We start from the raw sequence: 24,528 nt of genomic DNA, 5'->3' as shown, positions 1-24,528 counted from the left end.
TTTTTATTGTTTTGGCAGAGTGGATGTTACGATGACTTTAGAAGAAAAAATGAAAGATATGGGACAAAAAGCACGCTATGCCGCTGCAGCATTGGCTGTTGCTTCTTCTGAGCAAAAGAACAATGCATTAGAAATGATCGCTTTAAGTTTAGAGGCTCAGTCAGATGAAATTTTACGGGCGAATTGTCAAGATTTAGAGAATGCTGCTCAGAATAATTTGAAAGCTGCAATGATTGATCGGCTAAAATTAGATGATTTGCGTTTACGTGCAATGATAGACAGTGTTCGCCAAGTTGCTCGTTTATCTGATCCTGTTGGACAAGTGATGGATGAATGGATGCGTCCAAATGGGCTTCATATAAGTCGTGTACGAACACCTCTTGGTGTGATTGGCATTATTTATGAAAGTCGTCCCAATGTTACAGTTGATGCGAGTTCTTTGTGCTTAAAAGCAGGTAATGCTGCGATTTTGCGCGGTGGTTCGGATAGCTTTCATTCTTCTCATGCTCTTCATTTAGCTTTGGTACAAGGTTTAGAGCGCTCTGGTTTACCCAAAGATGCTATCCAAATGGTTGGAACGACAGATCGTGCTGCCGTTGGGGAAATGCTCAAAGGATTGGATGGAGCGATTGATGTGATCGTACCACGTGGTGGAAAGAGCCTTGTTGCCCGCGTTCAGTCTGATGCACGTGTTCCAATTTTTGCTCATTTGGAGGGACTTTGTCATATTTATATTGATAAATCGGCAGATTTAGATATGGCACGCAATATTGTTTTAAATGCAAAGCTGCGGCGGACAGGGATATGCGGTGCTGTTGAGACGGTTCTCATTGACGGCCAAGCATTAAAAAAATTTCTTCCTGTTTTAACTGCTTTACAGGAAAAGGGGTGTGAAATTCGTGCCACAGAAGATATTGTTTTTCTTATGCCAGATGTCAAATTAGCTTCTGAAGAAGATTGGTCGCATGAATATCTTGATGCTATTCTTTCTGTTAAAACGGTTGAGGGTGTTGAGGGAGCCATTTCTCATATCAAGCGTTATTCATCAGGACATACGGAATCGATTATTGCTGAGGATTTGGAAGTGGTGAAGAATTTTTTTAATCATTTAGATTCAGCTATTTTATTACACAATGCATCTACACAATTTGCTGATGGAGGTGAATTTGGTTTTGGAATGGAAATTGGTATCGCAACAGGAAAAATGCATGCACGTGGTCCCATAGGTGTTGGACAGCTAACATCATTTCAATATCACGTTAAAGGAAATGGTCAGGTTAGAGCTTGAGAACACCATTTTTTCCATGGAAAAATTGTATGCCACATGTTGAAAGATCTAATGTTGTGGGTCTTTTTGGTGGTTCCTTTAATCCACCGCATGCGGGGCATCTTCTTGTTGCAAAAATTGCCATTCGGCGTTTGCATCTTGATCAGTTATGGTGGATGATCACTCCAGGAAATCCTTTAAAGGATTGTACACAGTTGCCCTCTTTAGAGGATAGAATGCAATTAAGTTTTAAACTTATTGACCATCCAAAAATTCGCTTAACAGGTTTTGAACAGGCTATAGGGAGCAAAGTATCAGTAGATACGATTTTTCATATTCTTACCCATTACAGTGGCGTAAATTTTGTATGGATTATGGGGGCAGATAGTTTTGCGACGATACATCAATGGTATCGATGGCATGATATCGTCTCTATGCTTCCTATTGCGATTATTGATCGTCCTTTAGGCAATCGGTCAGCACTTTCTTCTCCTATGGCACATATTTATCGCCGTTTTCGTTTGGATGAGAGAGAAAGTAAGCGATTACCTTTTATCAAGCCACCAGTTTGGACTTATTTGCATGGACCTTTATCTTTTCAATCTTCAACAAACCTTCGTTTGAAGAAGAATGATTTTTCTTGAACATTTCATAAGATTCTGCTTCTCTTCAGAGAAGTCTCTTTTTTAGATTCCACAACGATAAGAAAGGATATTGATCTGAAAAACGTTGCACACAAACACTCTTACGATATTATGCCTTCAAAAGAAAAAAAAGTTTTTTCTGTTAGTGAGAGTCTTGAAGTTATTCTCAAAAGTTTAGAAGATACAAAAGCAGAAGATATTGTTGCTATTGATATTCGAGGGAAGTCATCTTTGGCTGATTATATGGTCATAGCTTCAGCAAATTCGCAGCGTCATGTATCGTCTGTTGCTGATCATTTATTACATACTTGGAGAGATAGTGGGCAGGGGTTTGCGCGTGTAGAAGGGCTTGCTGGAGGTGACTGGGTATTGATTGATACAGGTGATATTATCACTCATCTTTTTCGTCCAGAAATTCGTCTTTTTTATAATTTAGAAAAAATATGGATGACGCCGGATTTAAACGATACGGCTTTGCTTCTCTTCGGAGATCATTAAAATGCAAATTTCTATTTTTGCGGTTGGTCGTATGAAAAGTGGGGCGGAGCAAAAATTAGTTCAGCATTATTTGGATCGTTTTTCTAAAATTTCTGGAGATGTAGGCTTTCATTTAAAAAAGTTACAAGAGATACCAGAAAGTCGTGCTCAAACAGTTTGTCAACGTATGGAGGAAGAGGGCAGAAAACTTATTGAATTTTTACCTGAAAAATGTCGATTAATTGTGTTAGATGAGCGTGGAGAATCGATTTCGTCAATTTCTTTTTCTGAAAAATTGAGGTGTTATCGTGATGAGGGCATTCGAGATGTCGTCATTGCTTTGGGAGGACCTGATGGGCATAATGAACAAATAAAGAAGCGTGCTGATTTTCTTTTATCTTTTGGTTTGATGACGTGGCCACATCAAATTGCACGTATTCTTCTTACAGAACAACTTTACCGCGCTGTAACAATTGAAAATAATCATCCGTATCATCGTTTTTAATATTTTTGTGCAATTTTTAGCACTTATTAATATTGTTTTAGCTGACACCATTTAAAGCATCTCTAATGTATACGATGAGGTGTCATGGTTTTTGCAAATGAAAAAGCTTCTTCATAGAAAGATGCTATATTTATATGAGGAGTGCGTCATATTTGTCATTCTGCTCTTGAGTATGTTTTTTTGCTTTTCTGTATCGCGTGCGGAAGATACAATGAGGAGTACGGAAGTACATAAAGAATTGGGAGAAATTCGCCAAAATATTTCACTTTCGCGTGAGCGTGTTGCTTTTCTTATGCATCAAGTTGAGCATTTAAAAAAAGATCAACGTGTTTTGAGTGATGCACTCATAAAAGCGGCTAAAGAAGAACGTATAGTAGCAGATGATATTGCTAAAAGGGAAGAAAAGCTTAAAAAAATGATAGAAAAGCGGGTACAAGTCTATCAAAGTTTAAAAAATCGTCGTGCTGAATTTGCGGAAGTTCTTGCAATTTTGGAGCGTATGGGATTGAATCCGCCTCCTGCTCTTATGATACAGCCAGAGGACGCGTTGGCTTCTATACGTAGCTCTGTTTTATTAGGTACTGTTATTCCTCAGATGCAGGAGAAAACACGAGATTTAACAGAAAAACTCAAGGAGTTGACCAATTTGAGTAATTCCATTACTACGGAATATAAGGCATTAAAGACAAAACTGCAAAATCAAGCAGAGCAGCGAAAACGTCTAGAGCTTTTATTAGACCAAAAAAACAAACTACAAAAAAAATCAGAAAAAGAACTTACAGAACAGCAACAAAAAAATATTGCTCTTGCTAAAAAAGCGCAGTCTTTGGAAGAATTGATTTTAGAGCTCGATCGTCAGTCAAAACTTAACTCTGATGCATCAGTACAGGTACGGAAAAGTTTGCAATTGTTAGAACAGTCCAATTTTGAAAGCCGAAAAGGTTCTTTACTTTTTCCTGTTTCAGGAAAAAGAATACATCACTCTAACAAAAGTTCGCAGATTACGCGCTTTGGTGAAACGATAGAAACAGAGGCAGGAGCTGTTGTTGTATCACCTGTGGATGCTTTTGTTGCTTTTGCAGGGCCATTTCGTTCTTATGGACAGTTAATCATTCTCAATGTTGGAAATGGTTATCATATCATTCTTACTGGAATGTCGAGAATTAATGTAAAACAGGGGCAATTTGTTCTTTCAGGTGAGCCTCTGGGTATAATGGAGATGCAATTTATTTCAAACAGTGTTGCATTGGATATAGGAAAAACTTCTCCAATGCTTTACATTGAGTTTAGAAAGCAGGGAAAACCTGTAAATCCAACTCCTTGGTGGCAGACTGAAAAAATAAGAAGGAGCCAAAATGATTCGTAAAGTTATTCTTTTGGTCGCTGGGGTATTGCTCGGCGCCTGTTCAATGATTATGGTGCAGTCTGTTGCTGCGAATAATGAAGATAATGCATATAAAAAGCTAGCTATATTTGGCGATGTTTTTGAGCGTGTGCGTATGCAATACGTTACAGTTCCAGATGATAAAAAGCTTATTGAAAATGCTATCAATGGCATGCTCACATCACTGGACCCTCATTCATCTTATTTGAATGCTGAAGAAGCCAAGGATATGCGGGATTCTACGAAAGGAGAGTTCGGAGGTCTTGGTATTGAGGTCACTATGGAAAAAAACTTAATTAAAGTTGTTTCACCAATGGATGATACTCCCGCTTCAAAAGCAGGTATTCTAGCAGGAGACCTTATTTCAAAAATTGATGATGTACAAACGAATGGTCAAACATTGAATGAAGCTGTTAATAAGATGCGAGGTGCTCCTGGAACACCAATTACCTTAACAATTATTCGTTCTGGTGTTGATAAGCCATTTGAAGTGAAGATTGTTCGTGATATTATCAAAGTAAAAGCGGTGAAATATCGGGTTGAGGGTGATATTGGATATTTAAGAGTTATCCAGTTTTCTGAGCAGACATTGAATAATCTTCTGGCAGCAATTAAAGATATCCAATCTAAAATTCCTGAAGATAAGCTAAAAGGTTACGTCCTTGATTTGCGGCTTAATCCGGGTGGGCTTTTAGATCAAGCTGTTAATGTTTCGAGTGCTTTTCTCAATAAAGGTGAAATTGTGTCGACTCGTGGGCGCAAAAAGAGTGATGTGATAAGATTTGATGCGAAGCCAGGTGATGTCATCAATGGAAAACCGCTCATTGTCCTTATTAATGGTGGTTCGGCAAGTGCTTCTGAAATTGTTGCGGGTGCATTACAAGATCATCGTCGTGCAACAATTTTAGGGACGCAGTCTTTTGGTAAAGGATCTGTTCAAACAATTATTCCTTTGGGTGAAAATGGGGCTTTACGCTTAACAACAGCACTTTATTACACGCCATCTGGCACTTCTATTCAAGGAACAGGGATCACGCCTGATATTATTGTAGAGCAACCACTCCCTGAAAAATATAAGGGTTATGATGTAAAAGTTGGTGAGTCTGCATTAAAAGGACATATCAAAGGAAAACGAGAGAGTAATAAAGGATCTGGTTCAGCTGCTTTTGTTCCCAAAGACCCTAAAGATGATATCCAGTTGAATGAGGCTTATAAATTGTTACGAGGTGAAATGGCAAATGCAGCATTTCCGCCAGATCCCAATAAGGATGTGTTAAAGTGAGAATTGATATCTATAGCTTGCGATTTTGAGGAATATTAAATGGATGCAGGTATTAATTTGAAGGTTCTTCCATATCGCAAATGTGTTGGGATTGTTATCTTTAATCATGACGGTAAAGTGTGGGTTGGGCGTCGTTTAATGATGCCCATTCATGCAGATATTGAAATATCTCATCGTTGGCAGCTTCCTCAAGGAGGGATTGATGAAGATGAAAAACCATTAGATGCAGCATATCGTGAACTTTATGAAGAAACGGGTATTCGATCTGTGAAGTTGATTAAAGAAGCACAAAATTGGTTCCATTATGATTTTCCACAAGAACTTATTGGGTGCACATTAACAAATAAATATCGTGGGCAAATACAAAAATGGTTTGCTTTCCAGTTTACAGGAAAGCTTTCTGAAATTGCGATTAATCCGCCACCAGATGGCAATAAAGCGGAATTCGATCAATGGAAATGGATTGATCTAGAAACCCTTCCGTTGATTGCTGTTTCTTTTAAAAAGCACGTTTATACGAAAGTTGTCAGCGAATTTCGAGGTAGCCTTAGACCATTATAAAAGCTATATGATTACGAGAAAGCTTTTTTTATTAAGATGCTTTATATTATAATAAATAATAAACATGTTTCTCTTTTATGTAAAGAACAGGAATATAAAATGAAAAAGTTATTTAATTTACTTATAGTTTTTACTCTCTTGAGTATTTCATCTGTTGCATTTGCAACAAGTTCAAAACCTCCTGCATCAAAAGATGCGGCAGCGACATTGCCAAATGGAGCTTCTTCTTTGACTGAAACCTACGGTTTGTGGACTATTAACTGTGGTATACAAGAAGGGAAAAGAATTTGTTTTATGCACCGTCAAGAAGTGAATGAGCAGGGGCGTGTTGTTGTGGCTATGGGCCTTACTCTCGATGCTGAGGGTGTTGTATCTGGTAATTTAACAGTTCCTTTTGGCATTTTGGTTTCTAAGCCTGTTCGTTTACAAGTTGATGAGGGAAAAGCTGTTATCGAAACCGGTATCCGGACTTGTGTACCAGCAGGTTGTGTGGTTCCTGTCGTTTTTGACAAAAATCACGTAGCAGCTTTACGTTCTGGAAAACAGTTAAAGTTGGCGATGACAATTGCTGCTGCAGGTGAACCAGCTTTGAATGATTTATTTGTTCAGCTAGATGGTTTTAGCAGTGCTCTTAATCGTTTGACTGCTTTGCAGAAATAATTTTAAAACTAAAAGCGGCCTTTAAAAGGCCGTTTTTAGTTTGTTTGTTTTTTATATATTAATAATTAAAACGATGAGATTTAAGATTAATCCTATAAGGGATATTCAGATTTTTTGCCGTTTCTGCTATTGTATGTGCTATTTTTAATTTTGATATTTGTTTTCTAACTGCATCGTCATTAAATAGAGAGATGAAGAATTTAGATATCTGGTTTTTATTCAAGAAAAAAGAGTATTGAAATATAAAACCATTTTTTGATACACAGACCTGCTTTAATGAAGGTTTTCTATACGCTCTTCTGTTTCCTTGATTGAAAGGGATGACGCATGATTTATGCATTGCTTCGAACGATTGATTTGATTTTTGAGATTTATATTGATATTTTAATCGCTAGTGTCATTTTTTCTTGGCTTTATGTCTTTAATATCATAAACTCACGCAATCGCTTTGTTGTTTTGATAGGAAGCTTTCTAGATCGTCTTACAAATCCCGTTCTAAGCCGTATCCGGAAAATTTTACCAAATTTGGGAACGATTGATATTTCACCTATTGTAGTGTTCATTATTATATATTTTATTCGTACTTTTATGTGGCGCGTTTACGCAAACATGTATGTATAGAAATATTACTTGAGGCGAATACATGTTTTATCAAGTTGATAAAAATAACTTGATTTTGTTTGTATATCTCATTCCCAAATCGTCCGTTGACAAAATAATAGGGATTGAATGTAGGGATGGTGAGAAACAATATCTGGTTATACGCCTTCGTGCTGTTCCTGAAGATGGAAAAGCGAATAAAGCTCTCATTAAATTTCTTGCCAAGCAATGGAGAATACCATCTTCTTCTATTTCTCTGAAAAACGGTGCAATATCTCGCTACAAACAACTTCACTTTTCAACACATTTAGAAGAGCTAAAGCAGATATGGCAATCCTTTAGAGATTGTATCTCGTAGAAAAAATAAAGAATAAAGCCTATTTTTAAATAGGCTTTATTTTATTAAAATCGTTATATTTTTTTATTGCGCTCAACAGCTTGCTTAATTAATTCATGCGCAAAGTTTTTATCACGCCATCCTTCAATTTTAGCCCATTTTCCAGGTTCCAGATCTTTGTAATGCTTGAAAAAATGTTCAATTTGTTTGAGTGTAATCTCGGGTAGATCTGTATAGTCATGAATATTGATATAGCGTTTTGTTAATTTTGTAGTGGGAATGGCAATAATTTTTTCATCTTTACCACCATCATCTTCCATCATTAGAGCTCCGATGGGGCGAACATTGATAACACAACCAGGCATAAGTGGACGGGTATTACAGATAAGAACATCAATAGGATCACCATCATCTGAAAGCGTATGAGGGACAAAACCGTAATTTCCAGGATAAACCATTGATGTATGAAGAAAACGGTCAACAAATAATGCACCAGACTTTTTATCCATCTCATATTTTATTGGTTGCCCACCAAGGGAGACTTCCACAATAACGTTAATATCTTCTGGTGGATTTTTGCCTACAGGTATTTCCTTAATATTCATAGAGACATCCTTTCTGGAATATAGTGAGGCTCAATACAATTAAATATTTTACCAAAGAGATTATGAAATTAACTTGAAATTGATGCACGTGTTTTTTCAAAACGTTTACGTTCATTAGGATCAAGATAGAGTTTGCGGAGACGAATATTTTTAGGGGTTACCTCCACAAGTTCATCATCTTGTATCCACGATAAGGCACGTTCTAATGTCATTTTAATGGGAGGCGTTAACTTTACGGCCTCATCTTTTCCAGAAGCGCGCATATTGGTGAGTTTTTTCCCTTTTAAGACATTGACTTCTAAGTCATTATCTCGTGAGTGGATGCCAATAATCATACCTTGATAGACTTTCACACCCGCATCGATGATCATAGGACCACGATCTTCAAGATTAAAAAGAGCATAAGCGACAGATTCACCGTTGTCATTTGAAATCATAACACCATTAACACGACCAGCAATGTCTCCTTTATAAGGTTCATAAGCATGGAAAAGGCGATTCATAATTGCTGTACCACGTGTGTCCGTTAAAAGTTCAGATTGATAACCAATGAGTCCTCGGGTTGGTGCATAAAAGACAAGGCGGACACGATTACCTCCAGAAGGACGTAATTCCACCATTTCGCCTTTACGTTCAGACATTTTTTGTACAACAGTACCGGAATATTCTTCATCAACATCGATAACAACTTCTTCGATTGGCTCAAGAGTTATTCCATTTTCATCTTTTTGCATAACAACACGTGGGCGTGAAACACTAAGTTCAAATCCTTCACGGCGCATATTTTCAATGAGAACTGCAAGCTGTAATTCTCCTCGTCCTGAAACGTAGAAAGAATCTTTATCGGCTGATTCTTCAATTTTAAGAGCGACATTGCCTTCTGCTTCTTTTAACAATCGGTCACGAATGACACGGCTTGTTACTTTATCGCCTTCAGTTCCAGCAAGGGGACTATCGTTGACGAGAAAACTCATAGTAACAGTAGGAGGATCAATTGGTTGGGCAGTAAGGGGTTCATTGACAGTAGGATCACAGAAAGTATCAGCTACGGTACCTTTTTGCAGACCTGCAATCGCAACAATATCACCAGCACTTCCTTCTTCAATAGGTTGCCGTTCTAAGCCACGAAACGCTAAAATTTTTGAAATACGCCCAGTTTCTAAAAGTTTTCCATCTTGTCCAAGAACTTTGACATTTTGATTGGGTTTTAGACAGCCAGAATGAATCCGCCCTGTAATAATTCGTCCCAAAAACGGATCCGCTTCAAGAATAGTTCCAATCATGCGAAACGGTCCTTCTGCTACACTAGGAGAAGGGACATGCTGCGTCACAAGATCAAATAAAGGACCTAATCCATGATCTTTTGGTCCTTCAGGGGCTTCAGCCATCCATCCATCGCGTCCAGATCCATAAAGAATAGGAAAATCAAGCTGTTCATCGGTTGCATCAAGAGCAGCGAAAAGGTCAAAAACCTCATTAATGACTTCATCAACGCGTGCATCCGGTCGGTCAATTTTATTAATAGCAACAATAGGGCGCAATCCTACTTTCAATGCTTTGCCAACAACAAATTTTGTTTGTGGCATTGGTCCTTCAGCAGCATCAACAAGTACAATGGCTCCATCAACCATATTTAGAATGCGTTCAACTTCTCCACCAAAGTCGGCGTGTCCTGGTGTATCAACAATATTAATTCGTGTATCTTTCCAAACAACAGATGTCACTTTCGCTAGGATTGTAATTCCGCGTTCTTTCTCAATATCGTTTGAATCCATCATACGTTCGCTTGTACGCTGATTATCACGGAAGTTTCCTGATTGCTTGAGAAGTCCGTCTACAAGCGTTGTTTTCCCATGGTCAACGTGGGCAATGATGGCAATGTTACGCAATTGCATAAATTTTCTTCTTTTCGTTTAATGAAATTTCATTTGAGGCAAAGTCTTTACATTCTTTGTCTGACTATTAAAAAACCTTTTACATGTTTTTTTATAGTTTTGGAAGATGGAGGCAATATTTTTATGACAAAACTATTTATCCAAGTCTTTAAGGCTCTATTAAGCTTCAATTGCTGGAGCTTCGTAAAAGGATTTTTATAGTGCGTATGTTCTATTCTCGAGCTAAGAATTATCCAAAAAATCACCGTCAACTTGATTTCTATCAATATGACACAAGGAATTTATATGAGCTCTTGTAAGAGTAAGTAAGTATAAAGCTAGCCGTATTATTGTTGTTGTTTTGCAAAGAGATTGATAAAAATCCGGAATATCTCTCAATCCATAGCCAATTTATTGACAACTGTACAACATTCTTATTCTAAATAAAGCTTTTTCTTATTCTATAACTTGTCAATCAAAATCCAGATCTAATGCAACCGTGTATTTGAGGTAAATATTGAGATGATTAAGAATTTTATAAGAAGTTCTAGCTTTTGTATGCCAGATTGGGGCAAGAGTTATATCTATTTTATTTATTTATGAACTCGGCATACAGTCTTATTTAGAAAGAATATGAAGGCATCCAAAGAAAATTTCCATCTTTGCTGTTAATCCAATTTATAATTTCAAAAGCATCTAAAGTAATATCTTTTAAACCATGGAGATAGTGCTTTGCCCCTCACACTTTTGTTAATCGTATTCTCTAATAGGAGCATGCTTTTCATGCCAAACAGAACACTTTAAACAGAATATACTTGTTGTTGCATATTCATGTACTTAAGAGAGATTGCTTAACGTATACTACATCCATTCCATGATAGGCTCATAAATGATATAATATACGCGAATAGTATACTATTAACGCCTTTGTGAAAAAATATAAAGCTGTTGAGCATTATCATTATCATTCTTTCTCAGCTGTCAATATTGCGCCAGTTTTTGCTACGAGAAAGAAGATATAAGAAGTATTTTATTTTTTCTTGAATAGTTTTTAGCCATACACCGATCTCGTTTGTGACTGGCAAGAAGATGACTTTAATCGATTTAATATGAGAAGCTTTATGATGAGGTAAATTTACGTTATTCGGAGCTGTTATTCAAAAAAAATAATAAATTATCTATGGAGCGGTGCGCTAGAAAATAAATAATAAAGCTTATTCTCTTATGGAAAGAATCTTAGGTTACATGACAAGATCTTTCCATAAGTAAGAGTTTTTACTTTACATGTTTAAAGAAGAGTTCCTGACAAAATGAGGGAAGCTACAGAAAAATAGATTATAATGCCCATGACATCTACTAAAGTTGCCACAAAAGGAGCAGAAGCACTTGCTGGATCAAATTTTAAACCTTTAAGAATAAAAGGCAACATAGATCCAGAAAGAGAACCAAAGGTAACGATTCCAACTAAAGCTGTACCCACTGTTGTCGAAATAGCAATCCAATGTTGTCCATAGTCGTAGATACCCAGTTTTTGCCAAAGAGCAATGCGCGTAACACCAATAATTCCTAGTAAGAGACCAAGGGATAATCCTGTTGGAATTTCACGAATGATCACTTTCCACCAGTCTTTCAACGTGAGTTCACGTAAAGCCAATGCACGGATAATAAGGGATGTAGCTTGTGAGCCGGAATTTCCTCCTGAGCTCATAATGAGAGGTATGAACAGTGTAAGAATAATCGCTTTTTCGAGTTCTGTTTCGAAATGTTGCATAGCGCTTGCTGTCAGCATTTCACCGATAAAGAGTAAAGCGAGCCATCCGCCACGTTTTTTCATCATTTCAGGAAACTTAATTTGCATATAGGGCTTATTAAGCGCTTCCATACCCCCAAATTTATAGGCATCTTCATTCATCTCATCGACCATAGTATCAAGCACGTCATCAACGGTTACAATGCCAATGACATGGTTACTTTCATCAACTACAGGCACAGAGAGAAGATCATGGCGCTGGAAAAGGCGTGCGATATCTTCATGATGTGTGAAGGGCGATATTGTAATGGGCGAGTCATGGGTAGGGACATTAAGAATTAGTTCATCAGGTGAGGCAAGAATAAGGTTACGCAGGGAAACAGCTTTTAGAAGAGTACCTGTTTTAGGGTCAATTACATAGCTGGTATAAACTGTTTCACGTGTTCGCTCGACCTCACGGATGTGATCCAAAGTTTTTTGTATGGTCCAGTTTGAAGGAACGGCTATAAATTCTGTTGTCATCAGTGCCCCTGCTGTATGGTCAGGATAACTGGTGAGTTTTTTAAGTTCAGCGCGCGTTAAGGGGTTAAGCAAGGCATAAAGTCGTGTGCGGGTTTCTTTATCCATTTCTTGAAAGACGTCTGCAGCAGCATCGGCAGACATGCCATCAAGAATTTCAACAGCACGATTTATAGGGAGAAGTTCTAGGATGGCAGCAGGTTGTTCAAGCTCTGGTTTATCAAAAAGTTCGATAACATAATCAAGAGGCAGAAGACTAAGAATAGTTACACGTTCCATGCTATCGAGGTCATTTATGATATCAATAGAGTCTGCAAAATGCTGGTTCTTTAACTTTTCAGCAAGAGCTTCAGGAGAAAAATTTTTGAAGTCGAAGGCCGTTTTGATTTCAGTCATGATAAAGTACCTCCTGAAGAGTTGGAGAGTTATAAATCTAGATAATAGATGAGATAAAAACAAAAGTTTATGGAAGATTTAAAAAAAAACTCCCCAGCTATATTCCCAATTGTTAATATTTGAAGTAAAGTCAAGGGTGAATTATAAGTTATAAACAAGTTTCTGAATCACTAAAACGAGAATACAGCTTAATTTGAGGATAATATAAAAGCGTAAATGTAAAAATCAGTTCTGATTTTTACCATCATTTCTTTAATGCAGTTTTGTGATTTTCAAAAGAATCTACAGCAATATTTTGTAAAGAGTGGAGATTATGCCTTTCTCCAAGTGTTTTTGTTAATATGCAATTCTATTGTGATGTGTGAGCGAATAATCTTTATTGCTTCAATATAATATGGTTTAAAATGAAAGAACTTTGCGATTTTCAGGTTTTTTATTCAATAGCGTTTTGAAAGGTAGTTTTGAAACTCACGAGATAGTTTTAGTATGTTATCAATTTGTGTCGTAAAGATAATTGTTACAGTTTAAATTTATAATGGAGACATAAAGTATTATGGCAAAAGAAGCAGTGCTGGAGTGGAAGGGATTTTCATGTTTTCCTGATTTTTCTTCTATAAGTGATGAAGATTTTAAACCCGCTTTTGAACAGGCTCTTCAAGAAGCCGAAGAAGAACTAGAGGCGATTGCGATGGTGCAAGAACCACCAACGCTTGAGAATTTTTTACAGCCTTTTGAGCTTTGCGGCAAAGCGCTTGATCGTGTCTGTTCAATATTTTTCTTACGCACCAGTGCTCATACGAATGTATTAATTCAACAGCTAGAGCAAGAGTTCGTTGTAAAACTTTCTCGTTATTCTTCAAAAATGATGATGGATGCGCGGATATTTGCGAAAATAGATATGCTTTATAAACAGTCGCAGCTGGGCACATTTGAGAGTGAAACAACACGTGTTCTTGAATTATGGTGGAAAAAGTTTGTTTGTCATGGGGCAAAACTCGATGAAAAAGCTAAGAAACGGCTTTTGGAAATTAATGAAAGACTTGCTTTTTTAAATGCTACTTTTGGACAAAATGTCTTAAATGATGAAGCTGGATGGATTCTATTTTTAAAACAAACAGACTTATCTGGTTTACCGCAAGATCTCATTGCTTCAATGAAGGAAATTGCGTGTGAAAGAGGCAATGGAGAAGCGTATGCATTAACACTAGCACGTTCGATTGTTGAACCTTTTTTAAAATTCTCTGATCGTCGTGATTTGCGTGAGGTTGCATTCCAAGCTTGGGCTAAACGTGGTGAAAATAATAACAAGAATGATAATAAAACAATTATTGTAGAGATTGTTGCGCTTCGAGATGAGCAGGCTAAATTATTGGGATATAAATCTTTCGCAGATTTGAAGCTCGATAATACTATGGCTAAAAGTGTTGATTCCGTTATGGATTTGCTTATGCCTGTATGGGAGCGCGCAAGAGCGAAAGCTTCTACTGAGCAAATTGACTTACAAAATTTTGCCAACAATCAGGGCTGCAATGAGTCTTTAGCTGCTTGGGATTGGCGTTATTATGCTGAAAAACTTCGCACTGAAAAACTTTCTTTCGATAGCGCGGAGATTAAATATTATTTTCAGCTTGATCGTATGATTAAAGCGGCTTTTAGGGTAGCAGAAAAACTCTTTGGCATTACATTTGAAGAAAAAAACGCTGTTACACTTTGGCATCCTGATGCACGTTTGTGGGAAGTAAAAAAGTCTGATGGAAGTCTACTTGGGCATTTTATTGGTGATTATTTTGCGCGTTCTTCAAAACGCTCCGGTGCGTGGATGAGTAGTTTGCAATCACAACATAAATTGGATGGCGGACAAAAGCCTATTATCTACAATGTTTGTAATTTTGCTAAACCGCCCAAAGGAGAAGTTGCTCTTTTATCACTTGATGATGCACGTACGCTTTTCCACGAATTTGGACATGCATTGCATGGTTTGCTTTCTGATGTCACATGGCCATCTGTGTCGGGAACATCTGTTGCACGTGATTTTGTTGAGCTACCTTCTCAACTTTACGAACATTGGTTAACCGTGCCAGAGATATTAAAATCTTATGCTATACATACAAAAACAGGCCATCCTATGCCACAAGAGTTGATAGATAAAGTTTTAGTAGCACAGACATTTAATGCAGGATTTTCTGCCGTTGAATTTATCTCATCAGCTTTAGTGGATATGGCTTTTCATCAAGGCGAAACAGTCACTGATCCAACAGTGTTTGAATGCCAAGAATTAGAAAAGCTGCAAATGCCTGACACAATTATTATGCGTCATCGTCCCCCACATTTTATGCATGTGTTTGCAGGGGATGGTTATGCATCTGGTTACTATTCTTATATGTGGTCGGAAGTTCTTGATGCAGATGCTTTTCAGGCTTTTGAAGAAACGGGAGATGTTTTTAATTCAGAGCTCGCTGATCTTTTAAAGCGTTGTATTTACTCCGCTGGAGGAAGTCGTGATCCAGAGGAGCTTTATAAAGCTTTTCGGGGACGGATGCCTTTACCAGAGGCAATGATTAACAAACGTGGACTATAAGATATAACGGTATGGTTAACACCATGCCGTTTTCATATTATTCGAAAGGTGCAGTTGCGAGTTATGCAAATTTCCTCTTCATTATAGCTCTGTAAACAGAGTTTTTTATCTTATTCGCTTTTTGTTTATAGAAGAAAACAGATTTTGTATTTTAAATAGACATTATGGGAAAGAAAAATCATCAGCTCGATCTTTTTGATGCCCATTTGGTGGAAACCATGATTTTTTTATAAAACTTGACTTTCTTTTGCCTAAAAGGTGAGTGTTTTGTTGTGCCATATCATCGAGGCTCATTGGAAGCTGACGCATAATTTTACTCCGCTCTTGATTCTCTGATTCTTGTATAAGTTTTTGAATAGCTTGATCGGTTGAGTAAGGATTTCCATGAGAAAAGGCATAAAAATTTAAAATATTTTTCAATGGCTTTTCTAAATAAGAGGCAAGTTTTTTCTTTCCTTCAGGGGTGAAATGCATGCCATTATTGGTGCGTAATTTGGTTATTTTCCCATTAATATCATAGCCTGAAAAAGAAAAATTTCCTTCTTCATCACTAAAGCCGCTCCAGATATCGAGAAAATACCCTCCTGCTGTTTCTGTTTCTTGTTGATAGAGCGCATTAAAAATTTTTATTTTTTGTGTCAAAAGATCATTTCCAAAAGAAGGCTGACCTATCCATATCCATGGTTTTCCAGAGGCATGAAGACTTTCAGCAATTTCGATAATTCTTTGTTTGTAGATGCGCATCCATTCTGACTGATCTGTGTTAATCATGTTATGAGAGTCTGTGATGGGTTGATTATCATTTGCACCGATCATCATGATAATAACATCGGGATTATTTTGATCAATGAGTTTAGAAATATTGCCTTGCCAAGAATAATAATCCGTTCGAACTAAGCCGGAAGCTGGTATTGTGTTGTTCATGATAACGATATCGCTATTATTTATAAAAGACTTCTTAAGTGCATCGGCAACAGCAGAAGCTGCAAAATCCCCTATGACAAGAATGCGCTTTGCATTCTCATTTTTTAGCTTTTGTATGTTTTTTTGTGTTACGATCTTTTTTTGCGGCTTGTCTATTTTTTGTTCTATAATTTGCGGTGGCTGCTGTGTCTGTTTGTCTTGTTGTGACAACCATTTGAAGAAGTTCGTTGCTTTACTTGGGGATGGCTGTAAGATCCCCACAATAGAAAGTGAAAACAGTAATAATGTCAAGTATATCAGGCGAAAAGAAGACAAAAATTTAGTCTCCCTTATTGTTTGCGAAGGAGAAAAAGCACTTGAGATGATGGATATCCATTTGCTTTTAGACCGTGACGCAGTTGAAAAGCTTTAATTGCTTTGCGAGAAGCTGTTCCGATTTTTCCATCAACATTCCCTTTATAATAGCCCAGTGCACTTAAGCGAGATTGTAGTTCTTTACATTCCTGGAAAGTAAGAGGTTGAAAAGGTCTTTGCCAATCATTTACCAATCCAGGATGTCCAGCAATGCGATCAGCAAGAAGGCCAACAGCAAACGCATAACGATCTGCATTATTATAATGTTTCAGAACAAAGAAATTTTTTGTGACTAAAAATATAGGTCCTTTTGCTCCATCTGGATATTTTAATATTGCTTGTTCAGCTGATGTAGGAAGAGGGTGCCCATTTGCGTGTTTTACACCTAATTTTTTCCATTGTTCAAAGGAATACCAGCCTTCAGGAAGGTTTTTCCCCTGCGGCACTTTTACCTCTACTCCCCAAATAAGATTAGGTTGCCAGCCATTTTTGTGGAGAAGGTTAGCAGCAGTAGCCAGAGCATCTGGAACAGAGTTCCAGATATCACGCCGTCCATCTTGGTCCATATCAACTGCATAGGCGAGATAACTACTTGGAATAAATTGTGTATGCCCCAATGCACCGGCCCAAGATCCAGTGAGTTGAGAGCGTTTAATTTCGCCACTTTGTAGAATTTTCATAGCAGCAATCAGCTGTGTATATGCATATTTTGCACGTTTTTTATCAGCATAGGCTAAAGTTGCAAGAGAGCGAATGGTATCACGCATTACACTTTTATTGGCTAAAACCTTCCCATAGTTGCTTTCCATTGACCAAATAGCAAGCAGAATATTGCGATCAACACCAAAACGTTTTTCAATTTGAAGAAGCCATTTGTTCCATTTTTGAGTTTGGCGCCGTCCTTCCTCAATTGCAATATCATGGACACGATTATCGAAATAGTTCCATGAAGGAGCAACAAATTCCGGTTGGTATGCGGCGCTTTTTAGAACTTCTGGATCAATGGCATTAACACCTTTAAACGCCATATGAAACGTAGAAGGGTTAATATTGTGAGCAATAGCTATTTTTTTAAATTCTTTAATCCAGTGTTTAAATCCGCTATCAGCATATGAAAGGGATATAAAAAACATAAAAAAAGCAGAAAAAATAACGGCAGAGACAGTGAAAAGAGTTCTCCAAGTTATTGACTTCTCTAAAAAGAGAGTCTTCAATTCTGTTTTTTGCATTTTGAAATCCCCATTAATATTCAATTCATTAGATGTGCAATAACTTTATTTTGTATTTAGTTTAATTGATAATATGATCAAGAAGAGGAAAAAACTGAATAAATAATACGTTTTAATCCTTTCAATAAATTCTCAGACTCTTTTTACATTTTTAATTGCCCATTATAATGATAATCAAAACAATAAGATATCTTTTTTACCATTTCGTAAAAACATATGATAAATAAAACAAAAAAGTTATATGAATTCATTGAGGAGGGTGAGTGTGCGTAAAATCCGGAAAGCAGTATTCCCAGTAGCAGGTCTTGGGACGCGTTTCCTTCCTGCGACAAAAACGATTCCTAAAGAAATGCTAACAGTTGTTGATAAACCTGTTATTCAATATGTTGTGGATGAGGCGAGGGAAGCTGGTATTGAGCATTTTATTTTTGTGACTGGACGTAACAAAGCAGTCATTGAGGATTATTTTGATGCGCAAGTTGAATTATACACGACACTTGCTGAATGTGGAAAGAAAGAAGATCTTGCAAATTTATACCGTTTACAGCCATTACCAGGGTCAACTTCTTTCACTCGGCAACAGCAACCTTTGGGATTAGGGCATGCTCTTTGGTGTGCGCGTGAATTAGTTGCAGGGGAACCTTTTGCTTTGTTATTACCCGATATGTTGATACAGGCGAAAAATGGCTGTCTTTCTGAGATGATTAGTCTTTATGAAAAGGTGGGTGGGGGAAATATTATAGCAGTTCAGGAATGCGATCCTAGAGAAACACATAAATATGGTATTGTTGGGAAAGGCAAACAGATTGCAAATGGTTTTGAAATCACAAAAATGGTAGAGAAACCAGTACAAGGAACGGCACCATCAAATTTGTACATCAATGGACGTTATATTTTGCAGCCAGAAATTTTTAATATTCTTTCTACTCAAGAACGGGGAACAGGAAATGAAATTCAATTAACAGATGCTATGATACGGCTTTCAAATGAGCAAGATTTTTGGGGTTTGCAAGTAAAAGGGCGCACTTTTGATTGCGGTTCTAAAGCTGGTTTTATTGAAGCCAACGTTGCATTTTCTTTGGCACGCGCTGATATGCACAGCCACGTTTCTGCCTCATTGAAAAATTTACTGGAAACCATTAATGTTGAAAAATAATATAGATCTCTCACTTAATTTTATTGATCGAATTTGATTATGATAATACCGTCTCCTCATATGGCTTTGCAGGGTGCTGTTGTATCAGCGCTTAAAACACTTGCCAGTGAAAAGCAGGGGCTTGAAGCCCTTGAAAAAGCTCTTCTGGAAAGTCTTTCTTCTTCTTTTGAAGCGGCTGTTCAAACTATTAGAAATGCTCGTGGACATGTGGTCATTACTGGTCTTGGAAAAAGTGGTCATATAGGGACAAAAATTGCAGCAACCTTAGCCTCAACTGGAACACCTGCCTTTTTTGTTCACGCTGCAGAAGCCAATCATGGTGATCTTGGTATGATTGGATCTGATGATGTTATTCTTGCTTTATCATGGTCTGGTGAAACTCAAGAGTTAAGTGGTATTATGAGTTATGCGGCGCGTTTTCGTATCCCCCTTATTGCGATGACATCAAGTAAGCACTCTGTGTTAGGACGACAAGCTGATATTGTACTATTATTACCAAAGATAGAAGAGGCTTGCCCCCATGGTTTAGCCCCTACAACTTCAACAATTATGCAATTGGCAATGGGAGATGCATTAGCGGTTTCTCTTTTAGAAATGCGTGGTTTTACCGCAACGGATTTCAAAATATATCATCCTGGTGGTTCTCTTGGTGCAAGCCTTAAATACGTGTGTGATATTATGCATGAGGGTGATAATATTCCTTTGGTTATGCAGGGAACAGCTATGACTGAAGCGATGAATGTTTTGGTGGAAAAACATTTTGGTTGTGTTGGTGTTGTGAATCAAGAAGGTGAACTAATCGGAATTGTAACTGATGGCGATCTTGCACGTAACATTCATTTTAATTTATCAAAATTTAATGTTGACGAGGTGATGACCAAAGCTCCTAAAGTTGTAAAGCCAAATACACTTGTTGGTGCAGCAACAGCTTTTATTAATGATCATCAGATTGGTGCATTTTTTGTGGTTGAAGATAAAAAACCGATAGGAATTGTCCATTTTCATGATCTTTTGCGCATTGGCGCTGCTTAGATTAAGCTTCCTTATCAAATAAAATGTTATTTTAGGTTGAAATAGATTGCAGGATACAAAGTTACAATTTTATTGTAGGTGGCTTGACTGATATTTTGTGGAAGAAAATGATTATTTTACGCATTTCATAATGTTTAGAAAATTCTCAGGGTAAAGATTATACCAGCCTCTTTGCGTATTTTAGAGAGGATTTTCTATCAGGAGGAGAACGGATCGCCTCCTGCTTAATGTGTGTGCTCCCTCTGTTCTTAAGAGAGGTTTCCCTTGTACTTTGTTTAAGATTTCCGCTTAAGGAAAAACTGTGCTCCTGTATGTGAGGTGCAGAGAAGTTGTGTGGCGTCATATGACATTGTACAATTGACTCTAGAAATTGTTCCACGGAGAATAGAGCGTATTTCAATTTCTATATTTTGGGCATTGAGATAATTATATGCCCCTTCTGATAGTTTTTCTTCTGTATCTGCTGCACGCGTTTCAAAAACACCATTGTGGAAAGAAGAAATAATACCATTCTCATCAACCCATTTCCCATCAATTCCAGTTGGCATATTTGAATTATAATATTGCGAAAATTTACAGGCACTTAACAGCAAGGCGGTGATTGTAAGACATAAAATATGAAAGGTATGTTTCATTTATTGCACTCTATTTAGATTATTTGCTCTCGAGTTTCTATAACATTATTAAATTACCCCATGAGTCAATATGAAAAATTTAATGAAAATCAATGAAAAAGCAAAAAAATGGAAAAAAATGCCTTAATGTTGTATTTAATTGATAGCTTGATGAAGTTTGTAAGTGAAACACAAGAGGTGAAATATTTCTTATGGTTTACAACAATTTTGATATTAAGCTGCTGAGTAGTCTCAAAGGAGATTATTGACATTATGGTTGGTCCCATTCTTGTTGCGAGTGAAGATTATGGAAGACGTATAGAACTTTCTGCTATGCTGAGAGGTTTTGGTTATCGTGTCATTGAAGCAGAAAATGGTCTCCGTACGATTGATCTTTTACACAGGCGTAAAAACATTGTGCTTGCACTCCTTGATGTCGTTATGAGTGATTTGAGTGTGAGCGATTTGATTAAAATGATTAGAGTTGCTGGTGTTTCTGTTCCTATTGTCGTTATAGCACAACAAGAGAATCAGCATTTACTCCAGAAAGCTTTAACAGCTGGAGCTATTGATTATTGGATCCATCCAGTAACATTATTACGCGTAAGAGTTACTTTGGATATTCTTGCTCTTATTTCTGCCTTGGAGCATGAGGTTCGAGATATTCGGCGAAAAAAAGAGAATCATTTACGGTTTTCTGATCTTTGCGTAAAAAGTAGAGCTATGCAGATAGTGTTAGAACAATCGAGACAAGCAGCAACTTCTTTACAGAATCTTTTGATAGAGGGGGAAGCTGGAACAGGACGTGAGACATTAGCTCGGATTATTCATCATGAGGGATTATTTTCGGAGGGTGTTTTTGTTCGCTTTCAATGTTCAGCCATCGTTGATCCAGAAGAAGAAAATCAGCAGTGGTTTAAAGAATTCCTACCATTGGTTTCTTCTCTTGAAAAAGGGACACTTTGCCTTTGTGATATTGATCGACTTGAGCCCATACAGCAAAAACGGTTTGCTCATTACCTTAAAGAGAGGGAAAGGGATACAAAAGGAGGATTTTTCCCTTTTCGGATCATTGCTATTTCAACATCGCGTTTAAAGGACTTGGTTAATGAGAACTTTTTTTTGCATAGTTTGTTTGAACAATTTTCTCACTTGTCTATTAGCGTCCCTGCTTTACGAGAATTAAGGGATGATTTTCCAGAGATTACACAACGTTTGATTGATCGCATTATCACAGAAACAGGGCGATCACATGTCCATGGTTTAGCAGGCTCTGCTCTTTCCTTGCTTATGCAGTATGATTGGCCTGGCAATAGAAATGAGCTTGAAACCTTTTTATTTCGTGCGATTTTACTCAGTGAAGGACCGTTATTAACTGTTCGAGATTTTCCGCAATTAATGGGAAATTCATTAATGAATGTTCCCAATATCATTGAGGGTAATATACAAGAAGATAATGAACAAGAATCGATAAAATTTTTGAATACTGATGGGCATGTGCGTACTTTTGCAGAGATGGAACATGATATTATAGAGAAAGCGATTAAACATTATAAAGGACATATGAGTGAGATTGCGCGCCGCCTTCATATTGGTCGCTCTACACTTTATAGAAAAATGGAAGAATTGAGAGCAATAAGAAATCAAGAACGAAAGTAAAATTCATAACAAATTTCTCTTCATGACAAGCATGAGTTTCAAAAAAATAGAGTGGATTTTGATAAAGTTCGTGGGGGAAGCTTAAGAAAACAATTATTTATTGTAAAATTTATCTATAGAGGATGATTTTGTAGATTTAAATCAAATATAAATTTTATGTGATTATTTTAATCGTTTGTTTCAATTTATACAATTTTAGTTAAGTTTACATTTATTAAAACAGAGAAGCATTTTTAAAAACTTTTAAATACTACCGCTAAAATTTTTGTATCATCAATATTAAATTTATACTCTCTTAAGCAAGAAGTGGCATTTTATCTGCTATACGATTAAGATAAAGTGATTAGTGTTATCGTTTGCATTACTGATGATGTGATAGTTTAAAATAGAAAGTTTATCCTCTTTGACTCTTTTACAGATTGTTATTGGTTTTGTCCTCTTTTTTTTTATTGCATCTATGTTGGCAATCTACACCTATGGGCGTTTTGTGAAAAATGCTAGGGGGCAGTGTTCTTATGCGTTACCTATTCAGAAAGATGAAACTAAGCTTGATCGTATCGTCAGTCAATTAGCTGAGGAAGAAAATGGATTGGGGATTGATAAAGATGCCCTTTCCCTCATTATCAGCAATTTGGATGCGTTTTGTGTTCGTGCAATAGGAGCTGCAGAGGCTGGGCGTAGCCTTGATCTGATGTATTATATTTGGGACGATGATTTAACGGGGCGCCTATTATTAAGTGAAATAGTTGAGGCAGCAGATCGGGGTGTTCGGGTACGGCTTCTTTTGGATGATATTAATGCTCAGGCACGTGATCCAGCTTATATTGCGCTAGATAAACATCCTCATATTGAGGTGAGAATGTTTAATCCAGGGCGATCTCGTAAAGGTGGTTTACGCCGTGGTTTAGAAATTATATTACGGGCAATTACCGTAACACGTAGAATGCATAATAAAGCTTTTATTGTTGATGGCAGGGTCGCTTTTGTAGGAGGACGTAATCTTGCAGATTCTTATTTTGATGCTGGTAAAGAATCCCATTTTCGAGATTTAGATTTGATGTTAATCGGTCCCTCTGTTAAAAAGGTAGAAAGTATCTTTGATGATTTTTGGAATAGTGCTGTTGTTTTGCCAATTCATACTTTGGTTGTTCCTAAAAGCGCAAGTGATCTTAGCTATTGGAAAGATAAATTACGAAAGTTTCGTGATTCCAAGGTTGCAAAAGTTTATTTAGATTATGTCAAAGAGCACATTAACTTTAATTGTTTTATCCAAACAGGAAAGCGGTTATTTTTAGCAGACAAAGTTGTTGTTCTTTCTGACCCTCCAGAAAAAGCATTGCGTAAAAAAGCAAGCAATTGGCTTATGAAGGCACTTTCAAAGGTTATTGGAAATGCCCAAAAAACGGTTCAGATTACGTCACCTTATTTTGTTCCTGGTAAGGTTGGCACGCAGAATTTTAGTAATTTGGTTTCAAAGGGTGTTGATGTCAAAATTCTGACAAATTCTTTAGCAGCTACTGATGTAGCATTAGTGCATGGTGGTTATGTACCTTATCGTAAGGCATTGTTGAAAAGTGGTGTTAATCTTTATGAATTAAAAGCGGAAGGCAATACTCATGGGTTACGATTGTTTCGATCGAGTAAGGCAAGTTTACATGCCAAAGCTTTTTTAATTGATCGTAAAACAGCTTTTATTGGATCTTTAAATTTTGATCCAAGATCAGCATCATTAAATACAGAAATGGGCATTCTTTTTGAATGTGCTCCCATTACAACAAGATTAGACTTGTTGTTTTCTGAAGAAACCACAGGGGAAATGAGCTATCATCTGCGTCTTGGTGATAATAATCGTATTTATTGGGATTTTATTGAAAATGAAAAAAAATATAGCATTGACTATGAGCCAGAAAGCAATTTTTGGCGTCGCGCATTTGCAAAAATAATAAGTTGGTTACCTATTGAATCACAATTGTAAATTTTTATAAACCACACTTAAAAAAATATTTTATTTTTCTTTTCATTTTGTTTGTAGCATGGCATAATTTTTTGCCAATCTACCATGTATGAGAACCGCAGTTGTATTTTAAAGCTCCTTGCGGTGTTTTATTATAAAAGGAATTT

General features: G+C 37.0%; 21 protein-coding genes. 15 read left to right on the top strand and 6 right to left on the bottom strand.

From position 1 onward, the window contains the following. Nucleotides 1-31 precede the first annotated feature (31 nt). From ACFILU_RS09365 to ACFILU_RS09320, 10 genes are all read left to right on the top strand, one after another. A complete protein-coding gene (locus tag ACFILU_RS09365) occupies nucleotides 32-1,288 on the top strand; it encodes a glutamate-5-semialdehyde dehydrogenase (RefSeq protein WP_375675699.1) in 1,257 nt (418 codons plus the stop codon). A gap of 29 nt (nucleotides 1,289-1,317) precedes the next feature. Further along, nucleotides 1,318-1,911: a nicotinate-nucleotide adenylyltransferase gene (locus tag ACFILU_RS09360; protein ID WP_375675698.1), complete on the top strand. Its 594-nt coding sequence runs from the start codon at nucleotides 1,318-1,320 to the stop codon at nucleotides 1,909-1,911. 111 nt (nucleotides 1,912-2,022) lie between these two features. After that, nucleotides 2,023-2,409: a ribosome silencing factor gene (gene rsfS / locus ACFILU_RS09355; RefSeq protein WP_375675696.1), complete on the top strand. Its 387-nt coding sequence runs from the start codon at nucleotides 2,023-2,025 to the stop codon at nucleotides 2,407-2,409. 1 nt (nucleotide 2,410) lies between these two features. Continuing rightward, complete coding sequence (gene rlmH / locus ACFILU_RS09350) at nucleotides 2,411-2,893, top strand: 23S rRNA (pseudouridine(1915)-N(3))-methyltransferase RlmH (protein WP_273790635.1); 483 nt, start codon at nucleotides 2,411-2,413, stop codon at nucleotides 2,891-2,893. Nucleotides 2,894-3,014: 121 nt separating this feature from the next. Next, nucleotides 3,015-4,259, top strand: coding sequence for a murein hydrolase activator EnvC family protein (locus ACFILU_RS09345; protein WP_375675709.1), 1,245 nt, complete (start codon nucleotides 3,015-3,017; stop codon nucleotides 4,257-4,259). Next, the gene (locus tag ACFILU_RS09340; protein ID WP_375675695.1) at nucleotides 4,249-5,559 is read left to right on the top strand and encodes a S41 family peptidase; all 1,311 of its coding nucleotides are present in this window, start codon (nucleotides 4,249-4,251) and stop codon (nucleotides 5,557-5,559) included. The genes ACFILU_RS09345 and ACFILU_RS09340 overlap by 11 nt, the downstream gene beginning before the upstream one ends. A gap of 39 nt (nucleotides 5,560-5,598) precedes the next feature. Beyond that, nucleotides 5,599-6,120 carry an RNA pyrophosphohydrolase gene (locus tag ACFILU_RS09335; RefSeq protein ID WP_273790633.1) on the top strand — a complete coding sequence of 174 codons (522 nt, stop codon included), beginning with the start codon at nucleotides 5,599-5,601 and terminating at the stop codon, nucleotides 6,118-6,120. Nucleotides 6,121-6,219: 99 nt separating this feature from the next. Then, nucleotides 6,220-6,780 carry an invasion associated locus B family protein gene (locus ACFILU_RS09330; protein ID WP_273790632.1) on the top strand — a complete coding sequence of 187 codons (561 nt, stop codon included), beginning with the start codon at nucleotides 6,220-6,222 and terminating at the stop codon, nucleotides 6,778-6,780. Between the two features lie 327 nt (nucleotides 6,781-7,107). Beyond that, a complete protein-coding gene (locus tag ACFILU_RS09325; protein ID WP_273790631.1) occupies nucleotides 7,108-7,401 on the top strand; it encodes a YggT family protein in 294 nt (97 codons plus the stop codon). Between the two features lie 22 nt (nucleotides 7,402-7,423). Continuing rightward, complete coding sequence (locus ACFILU_RS09320) at nucleotides 7,424-7,738, top strand: DUF167 domain-containing protein (protein ID WP_375675693.1); 315 nt, start codon at nucleotides 7,424-7,426, stop codon at nucleotides 7,736-7,738. Between the two features lie 53 nt (nucleotides 7,739-7,791). On the opposite strand, the gene ppa is transcribed toward ACFILU_RS09320, so the two are convergent. From ppa to mgtE, 3 genes are all read right to left on the bottom strand, one after another. Beyond that, complete coding sequence (gene ppa / locus ACFILU_RS09315; RefSeq protein WP_273790629.1) at nucleotides 7,792-8,322, bottom strand: inorganic diphosphatase; 531 nt, start codon at nucleotides 8,320-8,322, stop codon at nucleotides 7,792-7,794. A gap of 68 nt (nucleotides 8,323-8,390) precedes the next feature. Then, nucleotides 8,391-10,217: a translational GTPase TypA gene (gene typA / locus ACFILU_RS09310; protein ID WP_273790628.1), complete on the bottom strand. Its 1,827-nt coding sequence runs from the start codon at nucleotides 10,215-10,217 to the stop codon at nucleotides 8,391-8,393. Nucleotides 10,218-11,484: 1,267 nt separating this feature from the next. Beyond that, on the bottom strand, nucleotides 11,485-12,861 hold the full coding sequence (gene mgtE / locus ACFILU_RS09305) for a magnesium transporter (protein WP_273790627.1): 1,377 nt from the start codon (nucleotides 12,859-12,861) through the stop codon (nucleotides 11,485-11,487). A 553-nt stretch (nucleotides 12,862-13,414) separates the two neighbouring features. Between mgtE and ACFILU_RS09300 the strand changes: the two genes are divergently transcribed. Beyond that, nucleotides 13,415-15,439, top strand: coding sequence for a M3 family metallopeptidase (locus ACFILU_RS09300; RefSeq protein ID WP_375675691.1), 2,025 nt, complete (start codon nucleotides 13,415-13,417; stop codon nucleotides 15,437-15,439). A 162-nt stretch (nucleotides 15,440-15,601) separates the two neighbouring features. Here ACFILU_RS09300 and ACFILU_RS09295 read toward each other — a convergent pair whose 3' ends face one another. Both ACFILU_RS09295 and ACFILU_RS09290 read right to left on the bottom strand, forming a co-directional pair. Next, the gene (locus ACFILU_RS09295) at nucleotides 15,602-16,678 is read right to left on the bottom strand and encodes an SGNH family hydrolase (protein WP_375675689.1); all 1,077 of its coding nucleotides are present in this window, start codon (nucleotides 16,676-16,678) and stop codon (nucleotides 15,602-15,604) included. A gap of 14 nt (nucleotides 16,679-16,692) precedes the next feature. Then, nucleotides 16,693-17,946 carry a lytic murein transglycosylase gene (locus ACFILU_RS09290; RefSeq protein WP_375675688.1) on the bottom strand — a complete coding sequence of 418 codons (1,254 nt, stop codon included), beginning with the start codon at nucleotides 17,944-17,946 and terminating at the stop codon, nucleotides 16,693-16,695. 265 nt (nucleotides 17,947-18,211) lie between these two features. Here ACFILU_RS09290 and ACFILU_RS09285 point away from each other — a divergent pair, with 265 nt between their 5' ends. After that, entirely contained in the window at nucleotides 18,212-19,102 is an 891-nt protein-coding gene (locus ACFILU_RS09285; RefSeq protein WP_375675687.1) for a UTP--glucose-1-phosphate uridylyltransferase, read from the top strand. 39 nt (nucleotides 19,103-19,141) lie between these two features. Continuing rightward, nucleotides 19,142-20,134, top strand: a complete 993-nt coding sequence (locus tag ACFILU_RS09280; protein ID WP_375675685.1) for an SIS domain-containing protein — start codon at nucleotides 19,142-19,144, stop codon at nucleotides 20,132-20,134. A gap of 275 nt (nucleotides 20,135-20,409) precedes the next feature. Here ACFILU_RS09280 and ACFILU_RS09275 read toward each other — a convergent pair whose 3' ends face one another. Then, the gene (locus tag ACFILU_RS09275) at nucleotides 20,410-20,769 is read right to left on the bottom strand and encodes a hypothetical protein (RefSeq protein WP_375631095.1); all 360 of its coding nucleotides are present in this window, start codon (nucleotides 20,767-20,769) and stop codon (nucleotides 20,410-20,412) included. A gap of 252 nt (nucleotides 20,770-21,021) precedes the next feature. Here ACFILU_RS09275 and ACFILU_RS09270 point away from each other — a divergent pair, with 252 nt between their 5' ends. Together ACFILU_RS09270 and ACFILU_RS09265 are read left to right on the top strand one after the other, a co-directional pair. Beyond that, nucleotides 21,022-22,407, top strand: a complete 1,386-nt coding sequence (locus ACFILU_RS09270) for a sigma-54-dependent transcriptional regulator (protein WP_375631094.1) — start codon at nucleotides 21,022-21,024, stop codon at nucleotides 22,405-22,407. Between the two features lie 403 nt (nucleotides 22,408-22,810). Then, a complete protein-coding gene (locus ACFILU_RS09265) occupies nucleotides 22,811-24,382 on the top strand; it encodes a phospholipase D family protein (protein ID WP_375675684.1) in 1,572 nt (523 codons plus the stop codon). Nucleotides 24,383-24,528 lie beyond the last annotated feature (146 nt).

It is taken from the genome of Bartonella sp. CL100XZDX (assembly GCF_042195375.1).
In the GTDB taxonomy this organism is placed as follows: domain Bacteria; phylum Pseudomonadota; class Alphaproteobacteria; order Rhizobiales; family Rhizobiaceae; genus Bartonella.
This window is presented reverse-complemented; position numbering and strand designations above follow the sequence as displayed.

What these genes read in the sequence shown, in the direction of transcription:
- ACFILU_RS09365 (WP_375675699.1), top strand. Translation starts at nt 32, where the DNA reads ATGACTTTAGAAGAAAAAATGAAAGATATGGGACAAAAAGCACGCTAT.
- ACFILU_RS09360 (WP_375675698.1), top strand. Translation starts at nt 1,318, where the DNA reads ATGCCACATGTTGAAAGATCTAATGTTGTGGGTCTTTTTGGTGGTTCC.
- rsfS (WP_375675696.1), top strand. Translation starts at nt 2,023, where the DNA reads ATGCCTTCAAAAGAAAAAAAAGTTTTTTCTGTTAGTGAGAGTCTTGAA.
- rlmH (WP_273790635.1), top strand. Translation starts at nt 2,411, where the DNA reads ATGCAAATTTCTATTTTTGCGGTTGGTCGTATGAAAAGTGGGGCGGAG.
- ACFILU_RS09345 (WP_375675709.1), top strand. Translation starts at nt 3,015, where the DNA reads ATGCTATATTTATATGAGGAGTGCGTCATATTTGTCATTCTGCTCTTG.
- ACFILU_RS09340 (WP_375675695.1), top strand. Translation starts at nt 4,249, where the DNA reads ATGATTCGTAAAGTTATTCTTTTGGTCGCTGGGGTATTGCTCGGCGCC.
- ACFILU_RS09335 (WP_273790633.1), top strand. Translation starts at nt 5,599, where the DNA reads ATGGATGCAGGTATTAATTTGAAGGTTCTTCCATATCGCAAATGTGTT.
- ACFILU_RS09330 (WP_273790632.1), top strand. Translation starts at nt 6,220, where the DNA reads ATGAAAAAGTTATTTAATTTACTTATAGTTTTTACTCTCTTGAGTATT.
- ACFILU_RS09325 (WP_273790631.1), top strand. Translation starts at nt 7,108, where the DNA reads ATGATTTATGCATTGCTTCGAACGATTGATTTGATTTTTGAGATTTAT.
- ACFILU_RS09320 (WP_375675693.1), top strand. Translation starts at nt 7,424, where the DNA reads ATGTTTTATCAAGTTGATAAAAATAACTTGATTTTGTTTGTATATCTC.
- ppa (WP_273790629.1), bottom strand. Translation starts at nt 8,322, where the DNA reads ATGAATATTAAGGAAATACCTGTAGGCAAAAATCCACCAGAAGATATT.
- typA (WP_273790628.1), bottom strand. Translation starts at nt 10,217, where the DNA reads ATGCAATTGCGTAACATTGCCATCATTGCCCACGTTGACCATGGGAAA.
- mgtE (WP_273790627.1), bottom strand. Translation starts at nt 12,861, where the DNA reads ATGACTGAAATCAAAACGGCCTTCGACTTCAAAAATTTTTCTCCTGAA.
- ACFILU_RS09300 (WP_375675691.1), top strand. Translation starts at nt 13,415, where the DNA reads ATGGCAAAAGAAGCAGTGCTGGAGTGGAAGGGATTTTCATGTTTTCCT.
- ACFILU_RS09290 (WP_375675688.1), bottom strand. Translation starts at nt 17,946, where the DNA reads ATGCAAAAAACAGAATTGAAGACTCTCTTTTTAGAGAAGTCAATAACT.
- ACFILU_RS09280 (WP_375675685.1), top strand. Translation starts at nt 19,142, where the DNA reads ATGATAATACCGTCTCCTCATATGGCTTTGCAGGGTGCTGTTGTATCA.
- ACFILU_RS09275 (WP_375631095.1), bottom strand. Translation starts at nt 20,769, where the DNA reads ATGAAACATACCTTTCATATTTTATGTCTTACAATCACCGCCTTGCTG.
- ACFILU_RS09270 (WP_375631094.1), top strand. Translation starts at nt 21,022, where the DNA reads ATGGTTGGTCCCATTCTTGTTGCGAGTGAAGATTATGGAAGACGTATA.